Source organism: Olleya sp. Ti.3.14 (assembly GCF_038154885.1).
In the GTDB taxonomy this organism is placed as follows: domain Bacteria; phylum Bacteroidota; class Bacteroidia; order Flavobacteriales; family Flavobacteriaceae; genus Olleya.
The window spans coordinates 599,679-621,054 of sequence record NZ_JBAKAO010000001.1 but is presented as its reverse complement, the minus strand read 5'-3'; the positions used below and the strand labels follow the sequence as shown (position 1 = coordinate 621,054).

The following is a 21,376-nucleotide window of genomic DNA, read 5'->3' as shown; positions in this document are numbered from 1 at the left end:
TTTGTAGCATGCAAAATAATATTTTACATCTAGATTTAGACACCTTTTTTGTCTCATGCGAGCGACTAATAGATAGTCGTTTACAAAAAAAACCTTTACTAGTTGGAGGTACAGGAGATAGAGGTGTAGTGGCAGCTTGTAGTTATGAGACTAGAGTGTTTGGTATACATTCTGGTATGTCCATGAAAGTTGCTAGACGCTTATGTCCTGAAGCTACAGTAATTAGAGGAAATGCTTCGATTTACACAAAATTTTCGCATCAAGTTACAGAGATTATAAAAGAAAAAGTACCTGTATTTGAAAAAGCAAGTGTGGACGAGTTTTACGCAGATTTATCAGGAATGGATAAATTTTATGGCTGTTATAAATACGCGTCAGAGCTTAGACAAAAAATAATTAAAGACTCTGGATTACCCATTTCGTTTGGATTGTCTGCCAATAAAATTGTATCTAAAGTAGCAACTGGTGAAGCCAAGCCAAATAACCAATTACAGATAGATTCTGGTTTTGAAAAAGATTTTTTGGCACCATTATCCATTCGTAAAATACCATCTGTAGGAGAAAAAACCTATCAGGTGTTAAGAGGTTTAGGAGTGGATAAAATTAGCGTCATCCAACAAATGCCACTAGAGATGATGATTAGCGCATTGGGCAAAAATGGACGTACTATTTGGAGGCGTGCACATGGTATTGATAATCCACCTTTAGTCCCTTTTTACGAGCGTAAATCACTGTCTACAGAGCGTACTTTTGGAAAAGATACCATTGACATGGTCAAGCTTAGAACCACCATTTTTGCTATGGCAGAAAATTTAGCATTTCAATTAAGAAAGGGTAATAAACTAGCAGGAACACTAAGTGTAAAAATTAGATATTCAGATTTTAATACCTATTCTAAACAAATTAAAATATCATATTCTAGTGCAGACCATATTATAATTCCTAAGGTTTTAGAGCTGTTTGAAAAACTATACCAACGTAGATTATTAATCCGATTAGTTGGTGTAAAAATTAGTGATATCGTAACAGGAAGTTATCAAATAGACCTTTTTGATGATACCGAAGAAATGCTAAGTCTTTACAATGCTATGGACACAATAAGAAACAGATATGGTGACTTAAGCATCATGAGAGCGTCTGCAATGGGAGCAAAAACCATTGGTACATTTGATAACCCTTTTAATGGCGAACCACCAATTTTACTAGCACATCGTAACCAATAATGTATTTAAACTGTCATACATATTACTCCTTGCGTTTTGGAACTTTTTCTGAAACCGACCTTTTAGATTTAGCACAAGCTAACGCTTTGGATGCTGTAGCGTTGACAGATATTAATAATACATCTGCTTGTTTAAATTTTGTACGTCACGCAAAAAAACGCAAAATTAAAGCAATAATTGGTATCGATTTTAGGGTTGGAGCACAGCAAAATTATGTAGGCTTAGCAAAAAATAATGAAGGTTTTAAAGCCTTAAACCAATTTTTGTCTAAGCATTCCGAGCAAAAAATAAAACTACCTGATATTGCACCAACATTTGATAATGCTTTTATAATCTACCCTTTTGAAAAAGTATTGCAGCAAAATAAAAATACTTTTGCTAAAAACGAGTTTGTAGGCGTGTCAATTAATGATTTGCGTAAACTTAGGTTTTCAAAAATAAAACAACAACAAAGTAAAATTGTTTTATTGCAACCAGTAACCGTTAGAGATAAAAAAGATTTTAATGCACACAGATTATTAAGAGCCATAGATAATAATACATTATTAAGTAAACTTGAAAAAACGGAAGAGTGTAACCCATTGGATAAAATGTTGTCTTTGGACGAATTAAATACAGCTTTAGCTGAGTTTCCTTTTATAATAGAAAACACAAAAAACCTAATTAAGCAATGCGATATCAATTTTGGCTTTGGTGATGAGAGAGAATCTCAAAATCAAAAACTGTACACAGACTCGTTTGAAAATGATTGTTTACTACTAGAAAAATTATGTAATCAAGGTTTGCCAAAACGCTATGCTAATCCAACATCAAAAGTGTTTACACGTTTAAAAACCGAATTGGAGACTATAAAATCCATGCATTTTGTGTCCTTTTTTCTTATCAATCACGATATCGTGTCTTATGCTAAAAGTAAAGGTTATTTTCATGTTGGACGTGGTAGTGGTGCCAATAGTATAGTTGCTTATATTATTGGGATTACAGACGTAGATCCAATCGAGTTAGATTTGTATTTTGAACGTTTTATTAACCCATACAGGGCATCTCCACCAGATTTTGATATTGATTTTTCTTGGAAGGATCGTGAGGATGTGACAGATTATATTTTTAGAAGATTTAAGCACACAGCATTATTAGCAACCTACAATACGTTTAAATATAGAGCTGTAGTTAGAGAGTTAGGTAAGGTTTTTGGTTTGCCAAAAGAAGAAATAGATAAGCTTAGTAAGAATAATTATGATGTCTCTGATTTGGATGATATTTCAAAATTGGTTTTAAAATATGGTAAATTAATTGAAGGTTTTCCAAATCATTTAAGCGTGCATTCCGCAGGAATATTAATATTAGATAAGGCTGTGCATTATTATTCTGCGACAGATTTACCTCCAAAAGGGTTTTCTACGGTACAATTTGATATGATTATTGCAGAAGATGTTGGCGTGTTTAAATTTGATATTTTAGGACAACGTGGATTAGCAAAAATTAAAGAAGCACTAGAAATTATTGCAGAAAATAGACCAGAATTACCACCAATAGATATTACAAATGTGGAGGCTTTTAAAAAAGATCCCAAAATTAATAATTTATTAAAATCTGGTGGTGCAATTGGTGCTTATTATGTGGAGTCACCTGCTATGCGTGGCTTGATGCAACAATTACAAACTCAAGATTATTTAGGTTTAGTCGCAGCTAGCTCGATTATTAGACCTGGCGTATCGGGTTCTGGTATGAAAGAAGAGTTTATTAAAAGACACCGTCATCCAGAAAGACGCAAAGAGGCACATCCAATATTATATAACATTATGCCAGAAACCTATGGTGTAATGGTATATCAAGAGGATGTATTAAAAGTGGCAAATCAGTTTGCAGATTTAACTTTAGGCGAAGCAGATGTGCTAAGGCGAGGGATGAGTGGTAAGTTTAGGTCAAGAAAAGAATTTGAAGCAGTCGAGGAAAAGTTTATTGCTAATTGCAAAAACAAAGGGTATGCTGACAACTTAATTTTTGAAGTTTGGAATCAAATTAAAAGTTTTGCTGGTTACGCTTTCGCGAAAGGACACTCAGCATCTTACGCAGTAGAAAGTTATCAAAGTTTATATTTAAAATGCTATTTCCCGTTGGAGTTTATGACTGCTGTACTTAATAATGGTGGTGGTTTTTATAGCGCAGAACATTATTTTCATGAAGCAAAGCAACAAGGCGCAACTATTTGTTTGCCTTGTATTAATAAAAGTGATCATCCTAACAGGTTAATTAATACATCTATTTATTTAGGATTTGGATATTTAAAAAACTTAGAAGATTATACTGTTAATAGGGTTTTAACTGAAAGACAATTACATGGTCCATTTAAATCTTTAGATGATTTTATCGATAGGATTTTGATTACTATCGAACAATTAACCATTCTAATAAGGATTGATGCGTTTAGGTTTACTAATAAATCTAAAATAAAATTACTGTGGGAAGCTATTTTTAAATTGAACGCTAAAGAAAAAGAGACCATACAATCCAAATTATTTAAAACAGATCATAAGCAATTTACATTACCCAAATTAGATAATAATTGGATTGAAAATGCTTATGACCAAATGGAGTTACTTGGATTTCCGTTATGTAATTATTTTGATTTAATAAGTGAAACTATGACTGATGGATTTTTGGCAGATCAAATGAATCAATTTATTGGTAAAAACATGCTTATTTACGGAAATTTAGTGACCACACGTTTTAACAAAACGTCACAAGGCAAACTAATGCGACTTAGCACATTTGTTGACCAAAAAGGAGCCTATTTTGATGCAGTACATTTTACAGAAGTTGTTAATCAGTTTCCTGTTAACGGTCTAGGTGTTTATAGATGTTATGGAAAAATAACAGATAGATTTGGTTTTTACAGTATGAGTGTAGTTTGGAGTAAAAAGCTAGCAATACTTAAAGATCCTAGAAGCGTATAATTAGCGTCGTAAATTTTAGATGTTTAATTTTTAGTACTCAAATCGTATGCATTATCGTATTCACTTTCGTACGCAAATGTAATAATCTGTTTAAAATTAAGCATAAAAAAAACGGTTTAGAAGACTAAACCGCTTATTTACAATCGTTTTACACTTGTAGCGAGAAGGGGGCACGATCCCCTGACCTCTGGGTTATGAATTTCGAAAAAAAACACATAAAAACCAGTTTTATAGGTACTTCAAGCTGCAATTGTTAAAATCGTATGCAGTTTAATCTTGTGATTAATAAAATTATTTAATGCGAATTTGCGCAATTTTTGCGCAAAATGCAAGTGAAAACTGCGTAATTTTTTTTCAAGCTAATATTTTTTTATCCAATTGAGGATTCCCGTAAAAAATAAAAAACCTGATCATTTAAGTTTGTGTCTTTAAGTCGGAATTAAACCGAAAAAAGACTATAAACCGAAGTAGGTAAAACCTAATTAAACTTTTATTAAATGAAAAAATCTATTTTTTTATTGATGTTAGTAGCTATGTTTTTTACAAGTTGTGCATCACATTTTGGATTACCAAAAAATTACAATCAAAATACTACAGAAGTAGTCTTGACCAAAAAGAATTTTAAAGTAGTTAGTATAGTTAAAGGAGAAGCTCAAGCTACCTACATTTTTGGAATTGGTGGATTGGCTAAAAATGGATTAATAGCGGAAGCTAAAGCCAAAATGTTAAAATCTGCAGGTATGGAAGGTTCAGCTAGATCATTGGTTAATGAAGTTGTTGAGGTTAAAAGTTCTGGTTTTCTATTTGTAAATAAATACAAAGTAATTGTTTCTGGACAAATTGTAGAGTTTACAGAGTAATTCAATTATTGATTAATTCTTTTAGCACGACAAGGTCTTACATAATCAAGTAAGACCTTGTTTTAAATATCATTTTAAATAAAATATCTAATTAATAAATAAAATTATGTGGCATAAAATAATGGAAGTTACAGAATGGTTTGGTGCAGTTGCTGAGCGTTACCGACTAGTTAAAGATTTTAATAAAGCAGCTAAATACTCATTTGTAGCAGGTGTTGCACCTACGTTATTGGAGGCTAAAATTACTACAGGTGATAGTAATTACAAACATGCTTTTTCTAAATGGAGAGGAGGAGGATTTAGAATAAAAGCACTTTCTGGTAGAACTTTAGAAAAAAGTGAACTAATTGAAATTGGGAGAGTTGTTTTAGACAACGAAGTATTAACACGAAAAATGATTTCTCTAGGTTGGGATACACTTGAGGTACACGCTAATCAAGGGTACAATGGTGCTAAATGGGCTTTAAAAGATCATGCTAATATTGGAGGATTTATAAATTAAAGACTATGAAAAATATTTTATTACAAACAACGGAAGAAGTTGTAGTGCCAGAAGTTCTAGCAAATACAGAAGCAACGTCTATATCAATATGGTTTTGGATTGCTTTAGTCCAATTTTTAGTAATACTTTTTTTACTACTAAAATTAAAGAAAAAGCAACATAATTTAAAATTTGGAGAGGTCTCTAAAAGCAGTTTAAATAATGCGAAAAAAGGAGAGGTCGATATGGCAAATCTTATGAATAGTATAAGTGGATCAAAGGACTTATATAAAACACTAAGTAGAAGCTGTCATCCTGACCGCTTTATAAACACAGATAAGCATAATAGTGCAGAGGCGCTTTTTCAAGAGATTTCTAAATATAAAAGAGACTTTAATAAACTAACAGAATTAAAGCAAAGAGCTATAAACGAATTAAATATTAACCTTAAATAAATTTATAATTATGAATGAAGGAGCGATTTTTTTACAATTAATACTTAGAATTATTGGCGTACTTGTTTGTGTAAACAAAGCAAAAGAATTAAATAGAGACACTGGAGGTTGGGGCTTTTTTGGTTTTGTTTTACCAATAATAGCTATGATTTGGATTTATTGTTTAAAACCAGTAATGAAATGGGATGAAAATGTAAACATTAGAAAAAACGAATAAAGCGTTTAGTTTTATTGTTAAGTACAAGTATTTCATTGCGTTAAGTTAGCTTAGTGGTTAAAGGTGTGTTTTTACGATAATTTACATGATACATTTTTAAAAAAGGTTCTATATTTAAACTCTCCCTATATTACTGATTGATTTAAATAATTTTATGAAACAAAAATTATCTAGACCTAGAATCAATTTATTTGTAACTAATATGATAAAAAAAATAATTATACTGTTATGTTTTGTTATTACTCATACAATGCATTCTCAAGTAAGCGAAGTAAAAGAAGAAGTTAACAACGCCTACGAATATTATCAAGACGCTTACAGATATATACAAAGCGCTAGCTCAAATATTAGTTATGCTTTTGATGCCTCGTCTGTAGATGAAATTCAATCTTATGCAAGTAGTGCAGAAAGCGATTTGTCTTCTGCCAAAATTTATGTTGGATATGCGGAAGAAGATGCTGATGATGCAGAGGACGAAGCCAGTAATTTAAATTGTGATGATGCAGAGGATAGCGCTAGTGATGCAGAGGACTATTTTTATACTGCTAAAAATAAATTAAGCTATGCAGTCAGCGAATTATCAAGCGCAAGTTATGAGGACGATGTAGACTACTTAGCAGATTATCTTAATAACGCTAAAAGTTATATCTCTGAAGCTTTAACCCAATTAAATTATGCAGTAGACCAACTTAATTATACACTTAAAGATATTAATAATTGTGGAGTGCCTTCAGAAGCTTCATCTTATTATCGTAGCAACGATACACCAGCTTGTGATGATTTATTAAGTTTCATTGAAAATAATGGCTATAGTAAAGGCTCACTTAGTAATTATACTTTAGATTCAGATTGGTTATACCAAGTAAAAGCTTATGATTATGAGTATAAAATTTATGTTGTAGCAAAAATTAAAAAAAGCGAATACAGTTACCAAACCAATACTTATATATTCTGCGGAATCCCATCAACCAATTGGTCAAACTTTAAAAATGGTGGCTATGGAGATTCCAATTCTTATGGAGAACGCTTTCATAAATATATTATAGATTATAAATGCGATTGTTATTAAATGATAACAGAAAATTAAAAAATTAATTGCCAATATTTAGTAAATGATAAGCAGTAACAACTACGAAAATCTAAAACGAATAAAACAATATAATGAAAGTATTAGCTTATGGTTGTTAGAAGCTAATGATGGTAATCAATACGAAGGTTTAATAATTAAAGTTCAAGAAGGTTTTAATAATCTAATTAAAAGAGTTTTTAATAATGAAATAGCGCCTTTTTATAAAAATGAAGTTAAAGGTGTTCAAAAAATTATAGAATATGATTTTGATGCACTAAACAATCAATATTATATTATTTATGAGAATTCACAAGATGCATTTAAGCCTATAGAAAACTACAATAAGCAAAATTTACTAAGTTTTGTTAATACTCTTGGTGCGCTTAAAAATAACAATAGGTATGGTTTTTTAATTTCTCCTGAAACGTTTTTGGTTGACAACAATAACAATACCCTAATAAAATATATAGGTTTATTTGAGGTCTTTAAAGCGTATAAATTATTAAATGAGAACTATTTATCTCCAGAAGTTTTAAGTGATAAACTACCAAAATCTCAAGATGATATTTATGCCTTAAGAAAACTATATCTAGGCTTTTTATCTTTAAATATTGATATTTCTAAGTTTTTGTCAGATGATAGCGAGCAACAATATCTAAAATACTCAGAAGTAATAGATATTGTAAAAAAAATACCAGAATCTATTAGAGGTGAAAGCGAATTAGAAACTATTCAAATTGTATCGCAAGAACAAGAAAGTTTTAAGCCTATTTTAGATGAAATGAACCAAGATTGTTATTGGTTATTAGATTCAGAAAAATCAAAGAAAGGTGATTTTACAGGAGAGTTTGCTACAAATAATTATGCTGGTCGTTATTTTGTAGACTCTTCTAATTATCTATTTGTAATGCCTTATCATCAAAGCAATGGTAGTAGCAAAAAAATCAAAACAGATGGAGAACTAGCTAACTTCCATTTTTCTGAATTATCCAGCAGCTTCAATATAGTAACCTATTTCGAAGAAAAACATGATGAAATAAATGTTTTAGCAAAATTGCATACGCAACATCATAACGCATTAACAAAATGGCTAGTTCTACCTAAAAACGAAAAGAAGTTTATTGAAGAACAGGCCTTTAAGTCTAAATATTCAAAAAGAGAGCTTACAAAAGCTAACAATCAAAACATCAGGTTTGTTTTAAATGAAGAATCTTTAGATTGGCAATTCATTAAAAAACTTAAAAATGAAAACACCGTTTTAAGCATTAATGAGAATAAAATCGGAGAAATTCAAAGTTATAACCCTAAAGAAAACATATTAATAGTAAAAGATGCTTTAATAGACATTGATGAAATTCCTGAAAAAGGAGAAATTATTCAAGATGTAAGCCAAGAAACAAGTCAATATACCAAACAAGAAAAAGCTTGTGAGCAGTTTAAAGCTAGAGATATTCAAAATCCAGAAATTGCGTCCATAATAGCCACACCAGAACAAATGCCTGTATCTAACAGAGTAGTTTTAGATTATGAAGCTTTTATCGGAAAGGTGAAATCTCCATTTTTAAAAAATGATGAAAGTCAAAGAGATGCAGTTCTAGAAGCTATAAATAAAAAGCCTGTTTATTTAATTCAAGGTCCACCAGGTACTGGTAAAACTACTGTGATTGTAGAAATTATAGAGCAATTAGTACAGCAAAACGCTAATGTTAAAATTTTGATTACGTCGCAGTCTAATTTAGCGGTAGATAATGTTTTAGAAAAATTAATTCCCAAAGATATTTTGTTCATGCGTTTGGTTAGTGATTTAGCTGTAGAGAATGATAATGTTAGTCTAGAAATTGCAGATCATTTATTTAATACTAAATTACAGCAATGGGTTAACAATACACATAATAAGTCAAACTTGTACGTAAACAATAAGTTTGGTGACAAGTCTAAAAACAAAGTGCTTATAAATTTCTATACAGCTTATAATAGATTAGAAAGTAAAAAAAAGGAAAAGCAATTTTTAAATGACTTTTTAAATGAGTTAAGAATTAGACCTAGATACATTAAAAACCTGTTCGAAAATGTTAAATCTAAAAAAGACATTGATGCCATTTTTAATAAAGAGTTAGGTGAGCAATATTTAGATCTTCTAAAAATTCAAAAAGACTGGTTTGCATTCACAGCTAATGCTACTTCATTAGATGGTAAAAAGAAAAAATCAATGCTCAACAATGGTAGTACAGAAATAGATTTACACACAGCCTTTTGTAAAACTATAAATGTATTTGGTGCAACTTGTATACATATAGCCAGCTCAAAATATAACGATATCGATTTTAAATTTGATTATGTTATTATGGACGAGTCAAGTAAAGCATCGCCTGCCGAAACTTTGGTGCCTGTTACTATGGGTAAAAACGTGATTTTAATTGGCGATCATAGGCAACTACCTCCTGTAGTTACAAGAGAAGATGCAATAAAAGATAAAATTAAAAAAGAGTTAGACGATAATGGTTTAGATTTTAATAAAGAGTTTGGTATAAGTCTTTTTGAAACCTTAATCAAAGCATTTCAAAATACTGATAGATTAAAGAGTTATACTAAAATGTTAGACATTCAATATCGAATGCCAAGACAATTAGGGTATTTAATTTCTAAACATTTTTATAGCGATAATCCTGAAAGTGTTTTAAAAAATCCTGACGTAAGATTAGATACCTTAAAAAAATATGATGCAGATAAGTTTCATCAATTAAATTTAAAGGTTCCAAATGTTACTATTTTAGACAGTTTTACTAAAGTAATGGTAAAAGTGCCTAGTTCTATTTTGTTTATTTCAACATCTAATAAGCAAAACCCACAAGATAATGGTAATCCTACCAACAGAAACAACACTTGTAACGTATCTACAGTACAAAGTATTTTAGAAACATTGAATAAACAATACCAAGCAAATCTAGAACAGGAAAGCCCGTTTACTATTGGTGTAATTGCAGGCTATAGAGGGCAAGTAACCCTATTAAAAGAAACAATAAACACCAAAACATATTCTAATTTTTACAGTAAGCCTAATAGCTTAATAGAAATCAATACCGTAGATAAGTTTCAAGGTGCAGAGCGCGATATCATTATTTACGATATTGTTAAGAGTAGTAGAGGAGAAGATACCATTGGTTTTCTAGACGATTATAGAAGAATTAACGTTGCCTTTTCTAGAGCAAAACGTTTATTAATTATTGTTGGAGATAGTGAGTTTATTTTAAAACGTGCCAAACTGCATCCTAAATCTAGTTTTAAAGAGTTTAAACTTAAAAATATAGTCCAAGAACTGGCAGATCAAAACTTAGTGTTTAATACTTTAAAAGAAGCCATTAATGACTAAACAAGCAATTAAACAAAAACACCAAAACGTTTTTAACAACTTTAAAAGCGATAAAAAAACCGAAGGTTTCGAGCTTAAACAAATACACGAAATCTATTTGCCTTTTTATGAGTGTAAACAAACTGTAGTTGCAGAGAAAACAGTAACAATAGATAGGTTTACAAATATAATTTTAAGAACTATAAAAGCAGGTATAACAACACAAGCTGAAATTTGTGCGTTTTTGGGCGTTAAAGAAGACGATTTTGTGACCATGCAATTTCATTATTTATTAAAAAATGATCTAATTACAGAAACCATAAATGGCTATCAAATAACAGGTATTGGTATTAATTTTTTAAATAAAAAACATAAAATTAAGCAAGTAGAAGTTGTGGAGTTTAAGTATTATTATAATGCAATAACACAAACCTATTTTAATCCTTTACAACGTATAGATACTAATGTAAAAAAGAAGTTTTCAGGGTATAGAATGCTACAAACTCATAAACTGGTTAATACGTTTAAAATGGAGCATAAAAACCGACCAACTTTTAATACAATGAAACAAACAGAATTCGCAACACTTTTTAATAAAGAACATCCTAATATGTCGTTTTACGATTTTGAAAATCAAGATATTGAATCTCATAAACGTTCCATCGCATTTCTATGTTTAGAGTATGTAAGTGCAGACAATCAAAAGGAATACGAGATTAGACAGTTTAAAAAAACCGTAGAAAAAAGTAATGGCAATAGCTTAGAAAATACGCTAACCAAAGCCACGAATTCCTATTTAAAACAGAATCCAGACTTTTTTACGCAAAACGCCTAAAAAATAAATTATATTTAAGGCTTAACACTAGTAATAAAACAAGTGATTATATCACAATAACAATATACATGGCAAAAAAAGCAACAACCAAAAAAACAAAATCTATAGAAGAAACGCTGTGGGATTCGGCAAATAAACTTCGCGGTACCGTAGAAAGCTCAGAATACAAACACGTAGTATTAGGTTTAATATTCTTAAAATTTGCGAGCGATAAATTCCAAAAGCGTCGTCAAGAACTAATAGACGATGGTAAAGAAAAGTTTGTAGCCATGGTAGAATTCTACACGCAAAAAAATGTATTCTATTTAACCGAAGAGTCGCGTTGGAGCTACATCATCGCCAATGCCAAACAAGACGACATTGCTTTAAAAATAGATACCGCATTATATACCGTAGAAAAAAACAATCCTTCGCTAAAAGGAGCCTTACCAGACAACTACTTTTCACGTTTAAACATGGACATAAGTAAACTAGCCGCTTTACTAGACACTATAAACAATATAGACACCCTAAAAGACCAACAACAAGATATTGTTGGGCGTGTGTACGAGTATTTTTTAAGCAAATTTGCCATTGCAGAAGGAAAAGGTAAAGGCGAATTCTACACCCCAAAAAGTATTGTAAACCTTATTGCAGAACTCATAGAACCTTACAAAGGTAAAATTTACGATCCTGCTTGTGGTTCTGGTGGTATGTTTGTGCAGTCTATGAAATTTATAGACAGCCACAACGGTAATAAAAAAGACGTTTCTATTTATGGGCAAGAATACACTGCAACCACTTATAAGTTAGCAAAAATGAACCTTGCCATACGTGGTATATCTGCCAATTTAGGCGATGTACCCGCTGATACCTTTGCCAAAGACCAACACCCAGATTTAAAGGCAGATTACATTATGGCAAACCCACCGTTTAACCAAAAAGCGTGGCGAGCAGCAGACGAGTTATTAGACGACCCACGTTGGAGAGGTTACGATGTACCACAAACAGGAAATGCCAATTATGGATGGATACTAAATATGGTGTCTAAACTCTCAGACAATGGTGTGGCAGGTTTTATACTAGCCAATGGTGCTTTGTCTGGTGGAGGAACCGAATACGAGATACGTAAAAAACTGATTGAAAATAAATTGGTAGAAGCGATTTTAGTGTTACCACAAAATATGTTTTATACCACAAATATTTCGGTAACCATCTGGATTTTAAGTAACAATAAGAAAGAAAGACAGGTTAAGATTAATGATATTGAAAAGAGGTATAGAAATAGAGAAGATGAAATCTTATTTTTTGATTTAAGAGAAACAGGAATTCCTTTTGAAAAGAAGTTCATTCAGTTTAGTACTGATAATATTAAAAATATAGCCGAAACATTACACACTTGGCAACAAGATTCAGGGACTTACAAAAACATTCCAGAATTTTGCTACTCAGCAACTTTAGAAGACGTACGAAAAAAAGACTACTCTTTAGTGCCAAGTAAATATATAGAGTTTGTAAATCGCGACGAAAACATCAATTTTGATGAGAAGATGAAAAGCTTACAAACGGAGTTTTCTCAACTTTTAAAAGAAGAAGCGGAATCTAAAACCGAATTGCTAAACGTGTTTAAAAACTTGGGTTATGACATCGAATTATAGAAAAATAGGCGATTTCATACAATTGGTAGATGAACGAAATAAAGATTTAAAAGTGACTAAGCTTTTAGGTTTAAGTATTTCTAAACAGTTTATTCCATCTGTAGCGAATACAATTGGAACAAATATGAAGAATTACAAAATTATTCGTAAAAATCAATTTGCGTGCAGTACAATGCAAGTGCGTAGAGATAAAAAAATGCCTGTTGCTTTATCACAAGATTTTGAAGAAGCAATTATTTCACAAGCTTATCCTGTTTTTGAAGTTGTAGATGAAACTCAGCTAAATCCAGAATATCTAATGATGTGGTTTTCACGTTCAGAGTTTGATAGACACGCTTGTTTTTTAGCTGTCGGTGGAGTTCGTGGAAGTTTAGAATGGGAAGACTTTTTAGAAATGCCAATTCCTATTCCATCCATAGAAAAACAACGTGAAATCGTTAAAGAATATAACACCATCGTCAACCGTATTAAACTAAACGAAACCCTAAACCAAAAACTAGAAGAGACTGCACAAGCTTTGTATAAACATTGGTTTGTAGATTTCGACTTTCCAATTACAAAGAAAAGTTGTCCTGAACTTGTTTCAGGATCACCCGAATTGGAAGGTAAACCTTATAAATCTTCTGGTGGTGAGATGGTTTATAATGCCGAGTTGGATGTGGAAATTCCTGAGGGATGGGAAGTGAATGAAATTGATTCATTGATAGATTATAATTATTCTAATTACAGCAAAGAAGATAGTTTTGAGTCTATCTACTATCTTGATACTAGTAGTATTACAGAGAATAAAATTGAAGAATTACAGCATTTAATTGTTAGTGAAGATGTAATACCAAGTAGAGCAAAAAGAAAAGTAGAGCATAATGATATTGTTTATTCTACCGTAAGACCAAATTTAAAACACTATGGATTAATAAAAAATCCAGAAGAAAACATGTTAGTTTCTACTGGTTTTATGGTAATAAAACCAAAACAGGATAGCATTAGTAGTGAACTTTTGTTTTTGTGTTTGACAAGTGCAGAAATAACTAAATATTTACATGCTAAAGCTGAAATGAGCGTTTCTACTTATCCATCTATCAAGCCTGAAGATATTTTAGAAATTAAATTGGCTTTACCAAATGACTATAGTAACAGTTTGTTAGAGCATATTGAAAAAATGTTAAGACCTTTTTTTAAAAATCATTGGGTAAAAAATGAAGAAAATAAAAAGCTTTTCAAAATGAAAGATTTGATACTTTCCAAAATGTCAAAAGTAGAAACCAAAACAGTAGTAATTTAAAGACTATGGAAAAATTAAAATTAGATTTAGAGTATTGTTATGGTATTGAACGATTAACAGAAGAAATTGCTTTTGGTACTTCAAACACAGTAGTTATTTATGCTTCAAATGGTATAATGAAAACGTCTTTAGCCAATACTTTTAAGGCTTTACAAAATGGTACGCAACCTAAAGATAGATTATTTAATAAAGCATCTAAATGTGAAATTAGTTGCGACAATACAGTAATAGATAAAGATATGATTTCGGTTATTAAATCTTTTGATGATATTGACAGTATTTCTAGTCAAACCAAGCTGTTAGTAGATGAGGATTCTAAAAGAGAGTACGATAATATTTCAGCAGAAATATTAGATAAAAAGAAAAAAATTGTAGCATCTCTAAATAGATATTCTGGTGTAAAAAAAGAAGAGCTAGAAAATGTAATTTGTAAAGACTTTAGCAATAATGATATTCACAAACTCTTTTCAGATTTTGAAGCATTAGAAGTTTCTCAAGATTTTTCAGATATAAAATATACTGACATTTTTAATAAAGATGTAATTGATTTTTTAAAAGAACCGAATGTGGCTCAAAATATCCAAGAGTATTTTGAAAAATACCAAAGTATATTAGAATCATCTTCTTTATTTAAAGTTGGTGTTTTTAATCCGTCAAAAGCGGATAATGTAGCGGCTGTATTAAAAAAAGAAAATTTTTTCAATGCAGAGCATAAAGTGAAATTAAAAGGAGTAGATGAAGATTTTGATAGTTATGAAGACTTAAATAAAAGACTTCTAGAAGAAAAGAAAATAATTTTAGAAAATGCAGATTTACTAAAAATAGAAAAGCAAATAAAAAAAGTAGCTGTAAAAAACTTTAGAGAGCTGTTAGAGAAAAATAGAATTGTATCAGAACTTGCAGACTTAGATGCTTTTAAAATAAAACTTTGGAACTCTTATATGGATAAAGAGAGATTTCATATTACCGAACTAAATGAGACCTATAATGTTGGTTTAGAAAATCTGAAAGAAATAGAACAACGTGCAACTGAACAGGCAACTTCTTGGGATAATGTAATAAGTAAGTTTAAATCTAGATTTTTTGTTCCATTTGATGTAAGAGTAGAAAATAAAGCAAGTTCTATACTTGGTAAAGACGTACCTAACATTCAATTTGTGTTCTTAGATGAAGAAACAGGTAATGAATCTTGTTTTAGACAAAGAGAATTAGGAAATCAGGAAATTTTAAGTCAAGGAGAAAAAAGAGCAATGTATTTATTAAACGTTATGTTTAATATTGAGGAGAGAAAAGAAAGCGGGCAAAACACGCTTTATATAATTGACGATATTGCAGATTCTTTTGACTATAAAAATAAATATGCAATTGTTCAGTATTTAAAAGAACTTTCAGAAAGTCCAAATACGTTTCAGTTTATATTAACTCACAATTTCGATTTCTTTAGAACACTACAAAGTCGTGTTTTAGGAAACAAATATAGAAGAAGTCATTCTTACGTAACTATAAAAGAAGGTAATGTAATTAATTTTGTTGGTTCAGGACACAAATATCAGGATGAACCATTTACTCATTGGAAGAAAAATTTAGATAATAAAAGGTTTTTGCTGTCATCTATTCCTTTTGTTAGAAACTTAATTGAATTTAAAGAAGGAAATAAAGCTTATGATTTTATAGCATTAACTTCTTTATTACATAGTAAAAGTGACACAGAATCCAGAGAAATACAACACATAAAAAGTATATACGAAAGTATTTTGATTTGTTCTGGTTTCGAAGCACATAACGACACTGATAATGTTTTTCAGATGTTGATGAATGAAGCAGACTTAATTTATAATGAAGACACAGAATTAGGTATTAATCTTGAGGAAAAAATTATCCTTTCTATTGCAACACGTATTAAAGCGGAAAAATATATGTGGTCACTAGTCTCGGATACATCAGAAATTAGCAATAATCAAACGGGAAGATTATTTCAGAGATTTAAAACTGAACATGCAGCGAGTTACCCTAATCAATTAAAGATATTGGAAGAGGTTAATCTAGTTACACCTGAAAATATTCATATTAACTCTTTTATGTTTGAGCCAATAATAGATTTGTCTATAAATCATTTAAAGAGAATTTATAATGATGTTTCGAAACTGATAGATTAATCTTGAACAATTCCATTACGGAGTAAAATTAAAAATAATAAAATGTATATAGTTTTAGAGGAATTTTAAGATTTCTAATAGAATTAACTAACAAATAAAAAATTAAATGCTGAGTAGCCTCGTTAAGTGCTAGGCACTGTTTAAGAGCAGATTTAAGTATGGCCAATTAGCTCTTAGAGTTAATAAACACTGCTCTCTGTTGGCCCTTGTATTTTCCATAATATAACAAATATGGTTGATACATTCGATTCTTTTCGGTTTTATACCGACCAGAGGTGAAAGGCATTTATTTTAAGTAATTATGAATACGAGACCTTTTGAATATTATTTTTCTAAAAGTGAACTACTAAAGATTTTATGTAGGAAGAAATCTTTAATGGCAAAAAAGGAGCACGATAAATTGTTTCATAAGAGGTTAATGCTAAGTAAGGGCACTCAGCAGTATAATGAATTATATGAATTATTTCCGTCTAGAAAGGAATGTATAAGACTAAAAAAGAAAGAACGCAAAGGAAAGAACGCTTTAGAAATAAATGCAATACAACTTGAGAGAACAGTACTTCGGGCAACAAATAAATTTAGAAACAAACCTGTATTAGAATGGCAGAAAAAACTTTATGCTTATTTAGAAGATTTAAGTGTTGATGTTTTAAAAGGTACATTTGCAATACCTAAACCTAAAATAATTCCGCAGTTTAAGGAGGTAAAGGACTCAAAAACAATTTTCCGTCCTATAGCGCAATATACCGTTAAGGACAGAATAAAGATAAGTCAAGCTAGCAAATATCTTACTGAATGTTTTGATCCTACTTTCGAGGAATGCTCTTATGCTTTCAGATCTGCAAGAATATTAAAAAAATCATATTCACATCACTCGGCTGTAAAAGATATAATTGAATATAAAACCAAGTTCAAAGATCAAGATTTGTGGGTTTCTGAATGTGACATTAAAAAGTTTTATGATTGTGTTAATCATGATGTAGTAACAACAGTATTGAATAAAAAAATAGTAGAATGTAAAAAATTAGGATTGGCTATTGATAAACGTTCAATAGATATTTTTCATTCTTATTTGGATAGTTATACTTTTAATTTTGATGTTAGAACTATTAATTTGGGTAGAAATAGGCTATTCGGATGGGTAACTGAAAAAGAATTATTGAAAGTTGGTTCAGATTCATCTAAAGATAGAATAGGTGTTCCTCAAGGAGGTGCTATATCTTGTCTAATAGCTAACTTACTAATGGATTCTGTTGATAAGAAGGTTTTGAAAATGAATGTCGACGGAAATCTTTTTTATGCAAGGTTCTGTGATGATATGGTTTTACTTCATCCAGATAATTTAGTTTGTCAAAAAGCTTTGGATGAATATAAATTGGGCCTTGAAGAGATAAAATTATTAAATCATCCTTTTACAATTATGACTTCATATGATAAGAAATTTTGGAAATCAAAATCAAAAGCACCTTATCAGTGGGGAAATAATTTATTAAAAAAGAGCAATGTGCCTTGGCTATCATTTGTTGGTTATCAAGTATCTTACGATTTGATTTTACGAGTACGACGATCTTCTTTGAAAAAGGAAATGGAAAAACAAGTAAGGGAGACAGGAAAAGTTATTTCCTGTATTACTCAAGGTAAAGATTTTAGGGTCTCAGAAAAGTCGATAAATAAAAGATTGAAACAAAGATTATTGTCAATGTCTGTTGGACGCAAAAATATATTTGATATGCATAGAAGAGGTAATATGTGTTGGACATCTGGTTTTAGATTGCTAAAAGAATATCCTAATGTTCAATATCAAGCTAAACATCTTGATAAAAAGAGAATAGCTCAATTTGCACGATTAGAAAGTCACTTAAGAAAAATGGACGAAACGCAACGACCACCTGTAACTAAGAAAGCTGTAAAAATAGTAAAAGACCCTAAATACTATGGATCACCTTTTAGTTATCATTTTCAATTTAAAAATTAAGTATTATGTCTACAATAAAACTGAATCAAAAACTGAAACGTCTTGAAGTTCAAAAATTTGAACTGGACAATAGCATTGTATTTAATTATTTTGATAATGTGCCAGCTTCAGAACGGAATGAAAAGTTTATACGTGCATTATATATTGGTGTTTTAGCATTGATGGAAGATCGTATTTCTTCTTTTTTATCTAAAACATCTAATGAATTAGGCACAGAACTGGAGAGTTTAAAGATGATTTTTGAGATGAAAAAAGAGCTATTCTACAAGTCAACTATTAAAGGGATTTTAGCAGAAGATGAGATAGCGGAAGTACTTAATGACTTTTTTATTTCCAAAGGACTGAAAGATACCGCCAAATTAACAGGTAATACAGCTGGAAAAATTCCTAAAAATAAAACAGGTGATATCGTCTGTCTGATTAATGGTAATGATGATATTAAAATTACAGTAGAGTGTAAATTTGATAAAAGTATAAAGCTTGGAGAAATAGAATCGAAAGATATATTTATTAGAAAAACAGATACTGCTTGGAGTCAACTTATCGAGTCTGATGCTAATCGTGATTCAAGAGTAAGCGTTGTAGTTTTTGATATTTCTTTAGTAGATAATTCAATATTAAAATTTACAGATAATGTTGGCTACATACCTGAAATAGGTTTTGTTGCTATTATTGATTCTCAAAAGGGAGATTATAACAATCTTTTGATAGCCTATATGTTAGCAAGAGATATAGCTGTAAACGCAAAAAAAATAGAATTAGATAAAGAGGTACTTGCAGTTATCGTAACTCGTATTATTAAGGATATTAATGAAATAAAAGCGATTAAGACCTTGGTAGAAAAAAATATAGATAATAATAAAAACATTCTTAAACAGTTAGAAAAATCCATGTTGCTTATGGATTTCAATCAAAAATATCTCACTCAATTTTTAGCCACAGGAACACTAACTAAAAAGGACTTATTAGAGTTTTATATGGGTGAAGAAATTAAAGATCAGTATAAATTGATTGAGAAAGATATTAACGAATTGTAAAAATTTAATATGGCAAAATAATCAGTACATAAACAACCTGTAGTAACCTAATTATGCAAGATACAAACCTCTCTTAATCTAAAAGTAATATCTAAAAAGGGGCAGCCTTTTTTAGAGATAACGTAATATTATTAAATAGAAAATATGGCAGATTTACATGTAAGTAAGAAAACGATAAGCAAACTTTTTAGCGAAATGCAAGGCAAAAGGTTTGTTATTCCAGATTTTCAACGTCCTTATAAATGGAATATTGAAAAATGTGAAACGCTTTGGGAAGACATAGAGAACTTCACAAATACGGATGCAAAAAAAGGTTCAGATTACTTTTTAGGTACTATTGTTTCTTACACAAATGACGATAATAATCAAGAAATTATAGATGGTCAACAACGAATAACGTCTTTCTTTTTGCTATTAAGATCATTTTATAAAAAATTGGAAGCAATGCCAGAAGATGATGATGTTAAGGGTTTAAAAAACCAATTAGCACCTTGTATTTGGGATATTAATCCTATTTCTCAAAAAGTGTCTGATATGAGTAAAATTCATATTGAGTCTCTTGTAGCTACAGAAGAAGATAATGGTACATTCCATAAAATTTTAGAAACAGGGAATGTTAAGGAGTTTACAGTAGATAATTACTCAAACAACTATAGGTTTTTCAAGCAACGTTGTGATGAATATGCATCTACAAATCCATTACAATGGAAAGAACTGTGTGTTACAATTTTGCAAAAGTGTATTGTTTTACCAATAGAGTGCGATACACCAGAAACTGCGCTAACTATTTTCTCTACGCTTAATGATCGTGGCATGCCATTATCGGATTCCGATATTTTTAAGGCTCAAATTTATCGTAGTAAAAATACAGCTGAGAAACGCAAGGAGTTTACAGAGACTTGGAAAGAGTTAAGCAAAATATGTAAGCAAGGTAATTTATCTATTGATGAAGTGTTTAGATATTACAGTCATATTTTAAGAGGTAGAAATTTAGATAAATCTAAAGAAGTAGGTCTTAGAAAGTTTTATGCAGAGGACACTTATCAAAAGTTAAAAGAAACTACTTTAGTTCCTGAAATTATGACTTTAGCTAATTTTTGGAGGTATGTTAATAAAGGTGTCTTACCAAATGATGATGTAACTTATGAAATTTCTAATGAAAGCAGAAAGTATTTACATTGCTTAAGTCGTTATCCAAACGAATTCTGGAAATATATAATTAGCAGTTTCTTTATTAAGAATTTTGAAAAGGATTCTTTTGATACCGATTTTACTCAGCTTTTAAAAAAGCTAGTTGCTTCCTTGTTTGTTAAATTTATACATGCACCAACAGTTAACGCTATTAAAGACGACGCTTATCAGGCTTGTATTAATATTAGTCAAGGAAATCCGTTTAATTTTAGAATTAATTGGAACGAAGATTTATTGGTACAAGATATTGATTATCATCATTCTTCAAGAATCTCTAGAGCGCTTTTATTATTGCATGCTTATTTAAATGATAATCAATTAGGATTGATTCCTGTAACTTTTGACATTGAACATATATTTCCAAAAAAGTGGCAGAATACGAATTACAATGGCTGGAGTCAAGAGGATGCATCATTATTTTTGGATAGACTTGGTAATAAAATTGTTTTAGAAAAAAAGTTAAATATTCAAGCGGGTAATGGTTACTTTGGAATGAAAAAAGCAAAATATGAATTATCCAATATTGCAGTAATTAAAGATTTAGCATCTATGTCTCAAAATGATTGGGTTAAGAGTGATATTGAAAATAGAGAAGCTAATTTTAAAAATGATTTAATAGGCTTTTTCAAAGAGCAGTTAAGTATTAAATAAG

At 30.3% G+C, this 21,376-nt stretch carries 15 protein-coding genes; all 15 read left to right on the top strand.

Annotated elements, in window-relative coordinates; all coding sequences use genetic code 11:
- Positions 1-8: 8 nt before the first annotated feature.
- The 15 genes from V6251_RS02945 (at position 9) to V6251_RS02875 (ending at position 21,375) form a co-directional block, all read left to right on the top strand.
- Positions 9-1,223: a DNA polymerase Y family protein gene (locus V6251_RS02945; protein WP_341586972.1), complete on the top strand. Its 1,215-nt coding sequence runs from the start codon at positions 9-11 to the stop codon at positions 1,221-1,223.
- Positions 1,223-4,180, top strand: coding sequence for a DNA polymerase III subunit alpha (locus V6251_RS02940; RefSeq protein WP_341586971.1), 2,958 nt, complete (start codon positions 1,223-1,225; stop codon positions 4,178-4,180). The genes V6251_RS02945 and V6251_RS02940 overlap by 1 nt, the downstream gene beginning before the upstream one ends.
- A 497-nt stretch (positions 4,181-4,677) precedes the next feature.
- The gene (locus V6251_RS02935) at positions 4,678-5,040 is read left to right on the top strand and encodes a DUF6567 family protein (protein WP_099569642.1); all 363 of its coding nucleotides are present in this window, start codon (positions 4,678-4,680) and stop codon (positions 5,038-5,040) included.
- A gap of 106 nt (positions 5,041-5,146) precedes the next feature.
- Complete coding sequence (locus V6251_RS02930; RefSeq protein WP_341586970.1) at positions 5,147-5,542, top strand: hypothetical protein; 396 nt, start codon at positions 5,147-5,149, stop codon at positions 5,540-5,542.
- A 5-nt stretch (positions 5,543-5,547) separates the two neighbouring features.
- Positions 5,548-5,976 (top strand): hypothetical protein, encoded by a 429-nt coding sequence (locus V6251_RS02925; protein ID WP_341586969.1) that lies wholly within the window; start codon positions 5,548-5,550, stop codon positions 5,974-5,976.
- Positions 5,977-5,986: 10 nt separating this feature from the next.
- Entirely contained in the window at positions 5,987-6,193 is a 207-nt protein-coding gene (locus tag V6251_RS02920) for a hypothetical protein (RefSeq protein ID WP_341586968.1), read from the top strand.
- Positions 6,194-6,347: 154 nt separating this feature from the next.
- Entirely contained in the window at positions 6,348-7,262 is a 915-nt protein-coding gene (locus tag V6251_RS02915; protein ID WP_341586967.1) for a hypothetical protein, read from the top strand.
- Positions 7,263-7,305: 43 nt separating this feature from the next.
- Positions 7,306-10,632, top strand: a complete 3,327-nt coding sequence (locus tag V6251_RS02910; RefSeq protein ID WP_341586966.1) for an AAA domain-containing protein — start codon at positions 7,306-7,308, stop codon at positions 10,630-10,632.
- Positions 10,625-11,446, top strand: a complete 822-nt coding sequence (locus V6251_RS02905; RefSeq protein ID WP_341586965.1) for a hypothetical protein — start codon at positions 10,625-10,627, stop codon at positions 11,444-11,446. The genes V6251_RS02910 and V6251_RS02905 overlap by 8 nt, the downstream gene beginning before the upstream one ends.
- 68 nt (positions 11,447-11,514) lie before the next feature.
- Positions 11,515-13,083 carry a type I restriction-modification system subunit M gene (locus V6251_RS02900; RefSeq protein WP_341586964.1) on the top strand — a complete coding sequence of 523 codons (1,569 nt, stop codon included), beginning with the start codon at positions 11,515-11,517 and terminating at the stop codon, positions 13,081-13,083.
- Positions 13,067-14,365, top strand: coding sequence for a restriction endonuclease subunit S (locus tag V6251_RS02895; RefSeq protein ID WP_341586963.1), 1,299 nt, complete (start codon positions 13,067-13,069; stop codon positions 14,363-14,365). Before V6251_RS02900 ends, V6251_RS02895 begins: the two co-directional genes overlap by 17 nt.
- 5 nt (positions 14,366-14,370) lie before the next feature.
- Positions 14,371-16,521: a hypothetical protein gene (locus tag V6251_RS02890; protein WP_341586962.1), complete on the top strand. Its 2,151-nt coding sequence runs from the start codon at positions 14,371-14,373 to the stop codon at positions 16,519-16,521.
- Between the two features lie 376 nt (positions 16,522-16,897).
- Positions 16,898-18,496 (top strand): reverse transcriptase domain-containing protein, encoded by a 1,599-nt coding sequence (locus tag V6251_RS02885; protein ID WP_341586961.1) that lies wholly within the window; start codon positions 16,898-16,900, stop codon positions 18,494-18,496.
- Between the two features lie 5 nt (positions 18,497-18,501).
- Complete coding sequence (locus V6251_RS02880) at positions 18,502-19,533, top strand: hypothetical protein (RefSeq protein WP_341586960.1); 1,032 nt, start codon at positions 18,502-18,504, stop codon at positions 19,531-19,533.
- 144 nt (positions 19,534-19,677) lie between these two features.
- Positions 19,678-21,375, top strand: a complete 1,698-nt coding sequence (locus V6251_RS02875; protein WP_341586959.1) for a DUF262 domain-containing protein — start codon at positions 19,678-19,680, stop codon at positions 21,373-21,375.
- The last annotated feature ends 1 nt before the right edge of the window (position 21,376 follow it).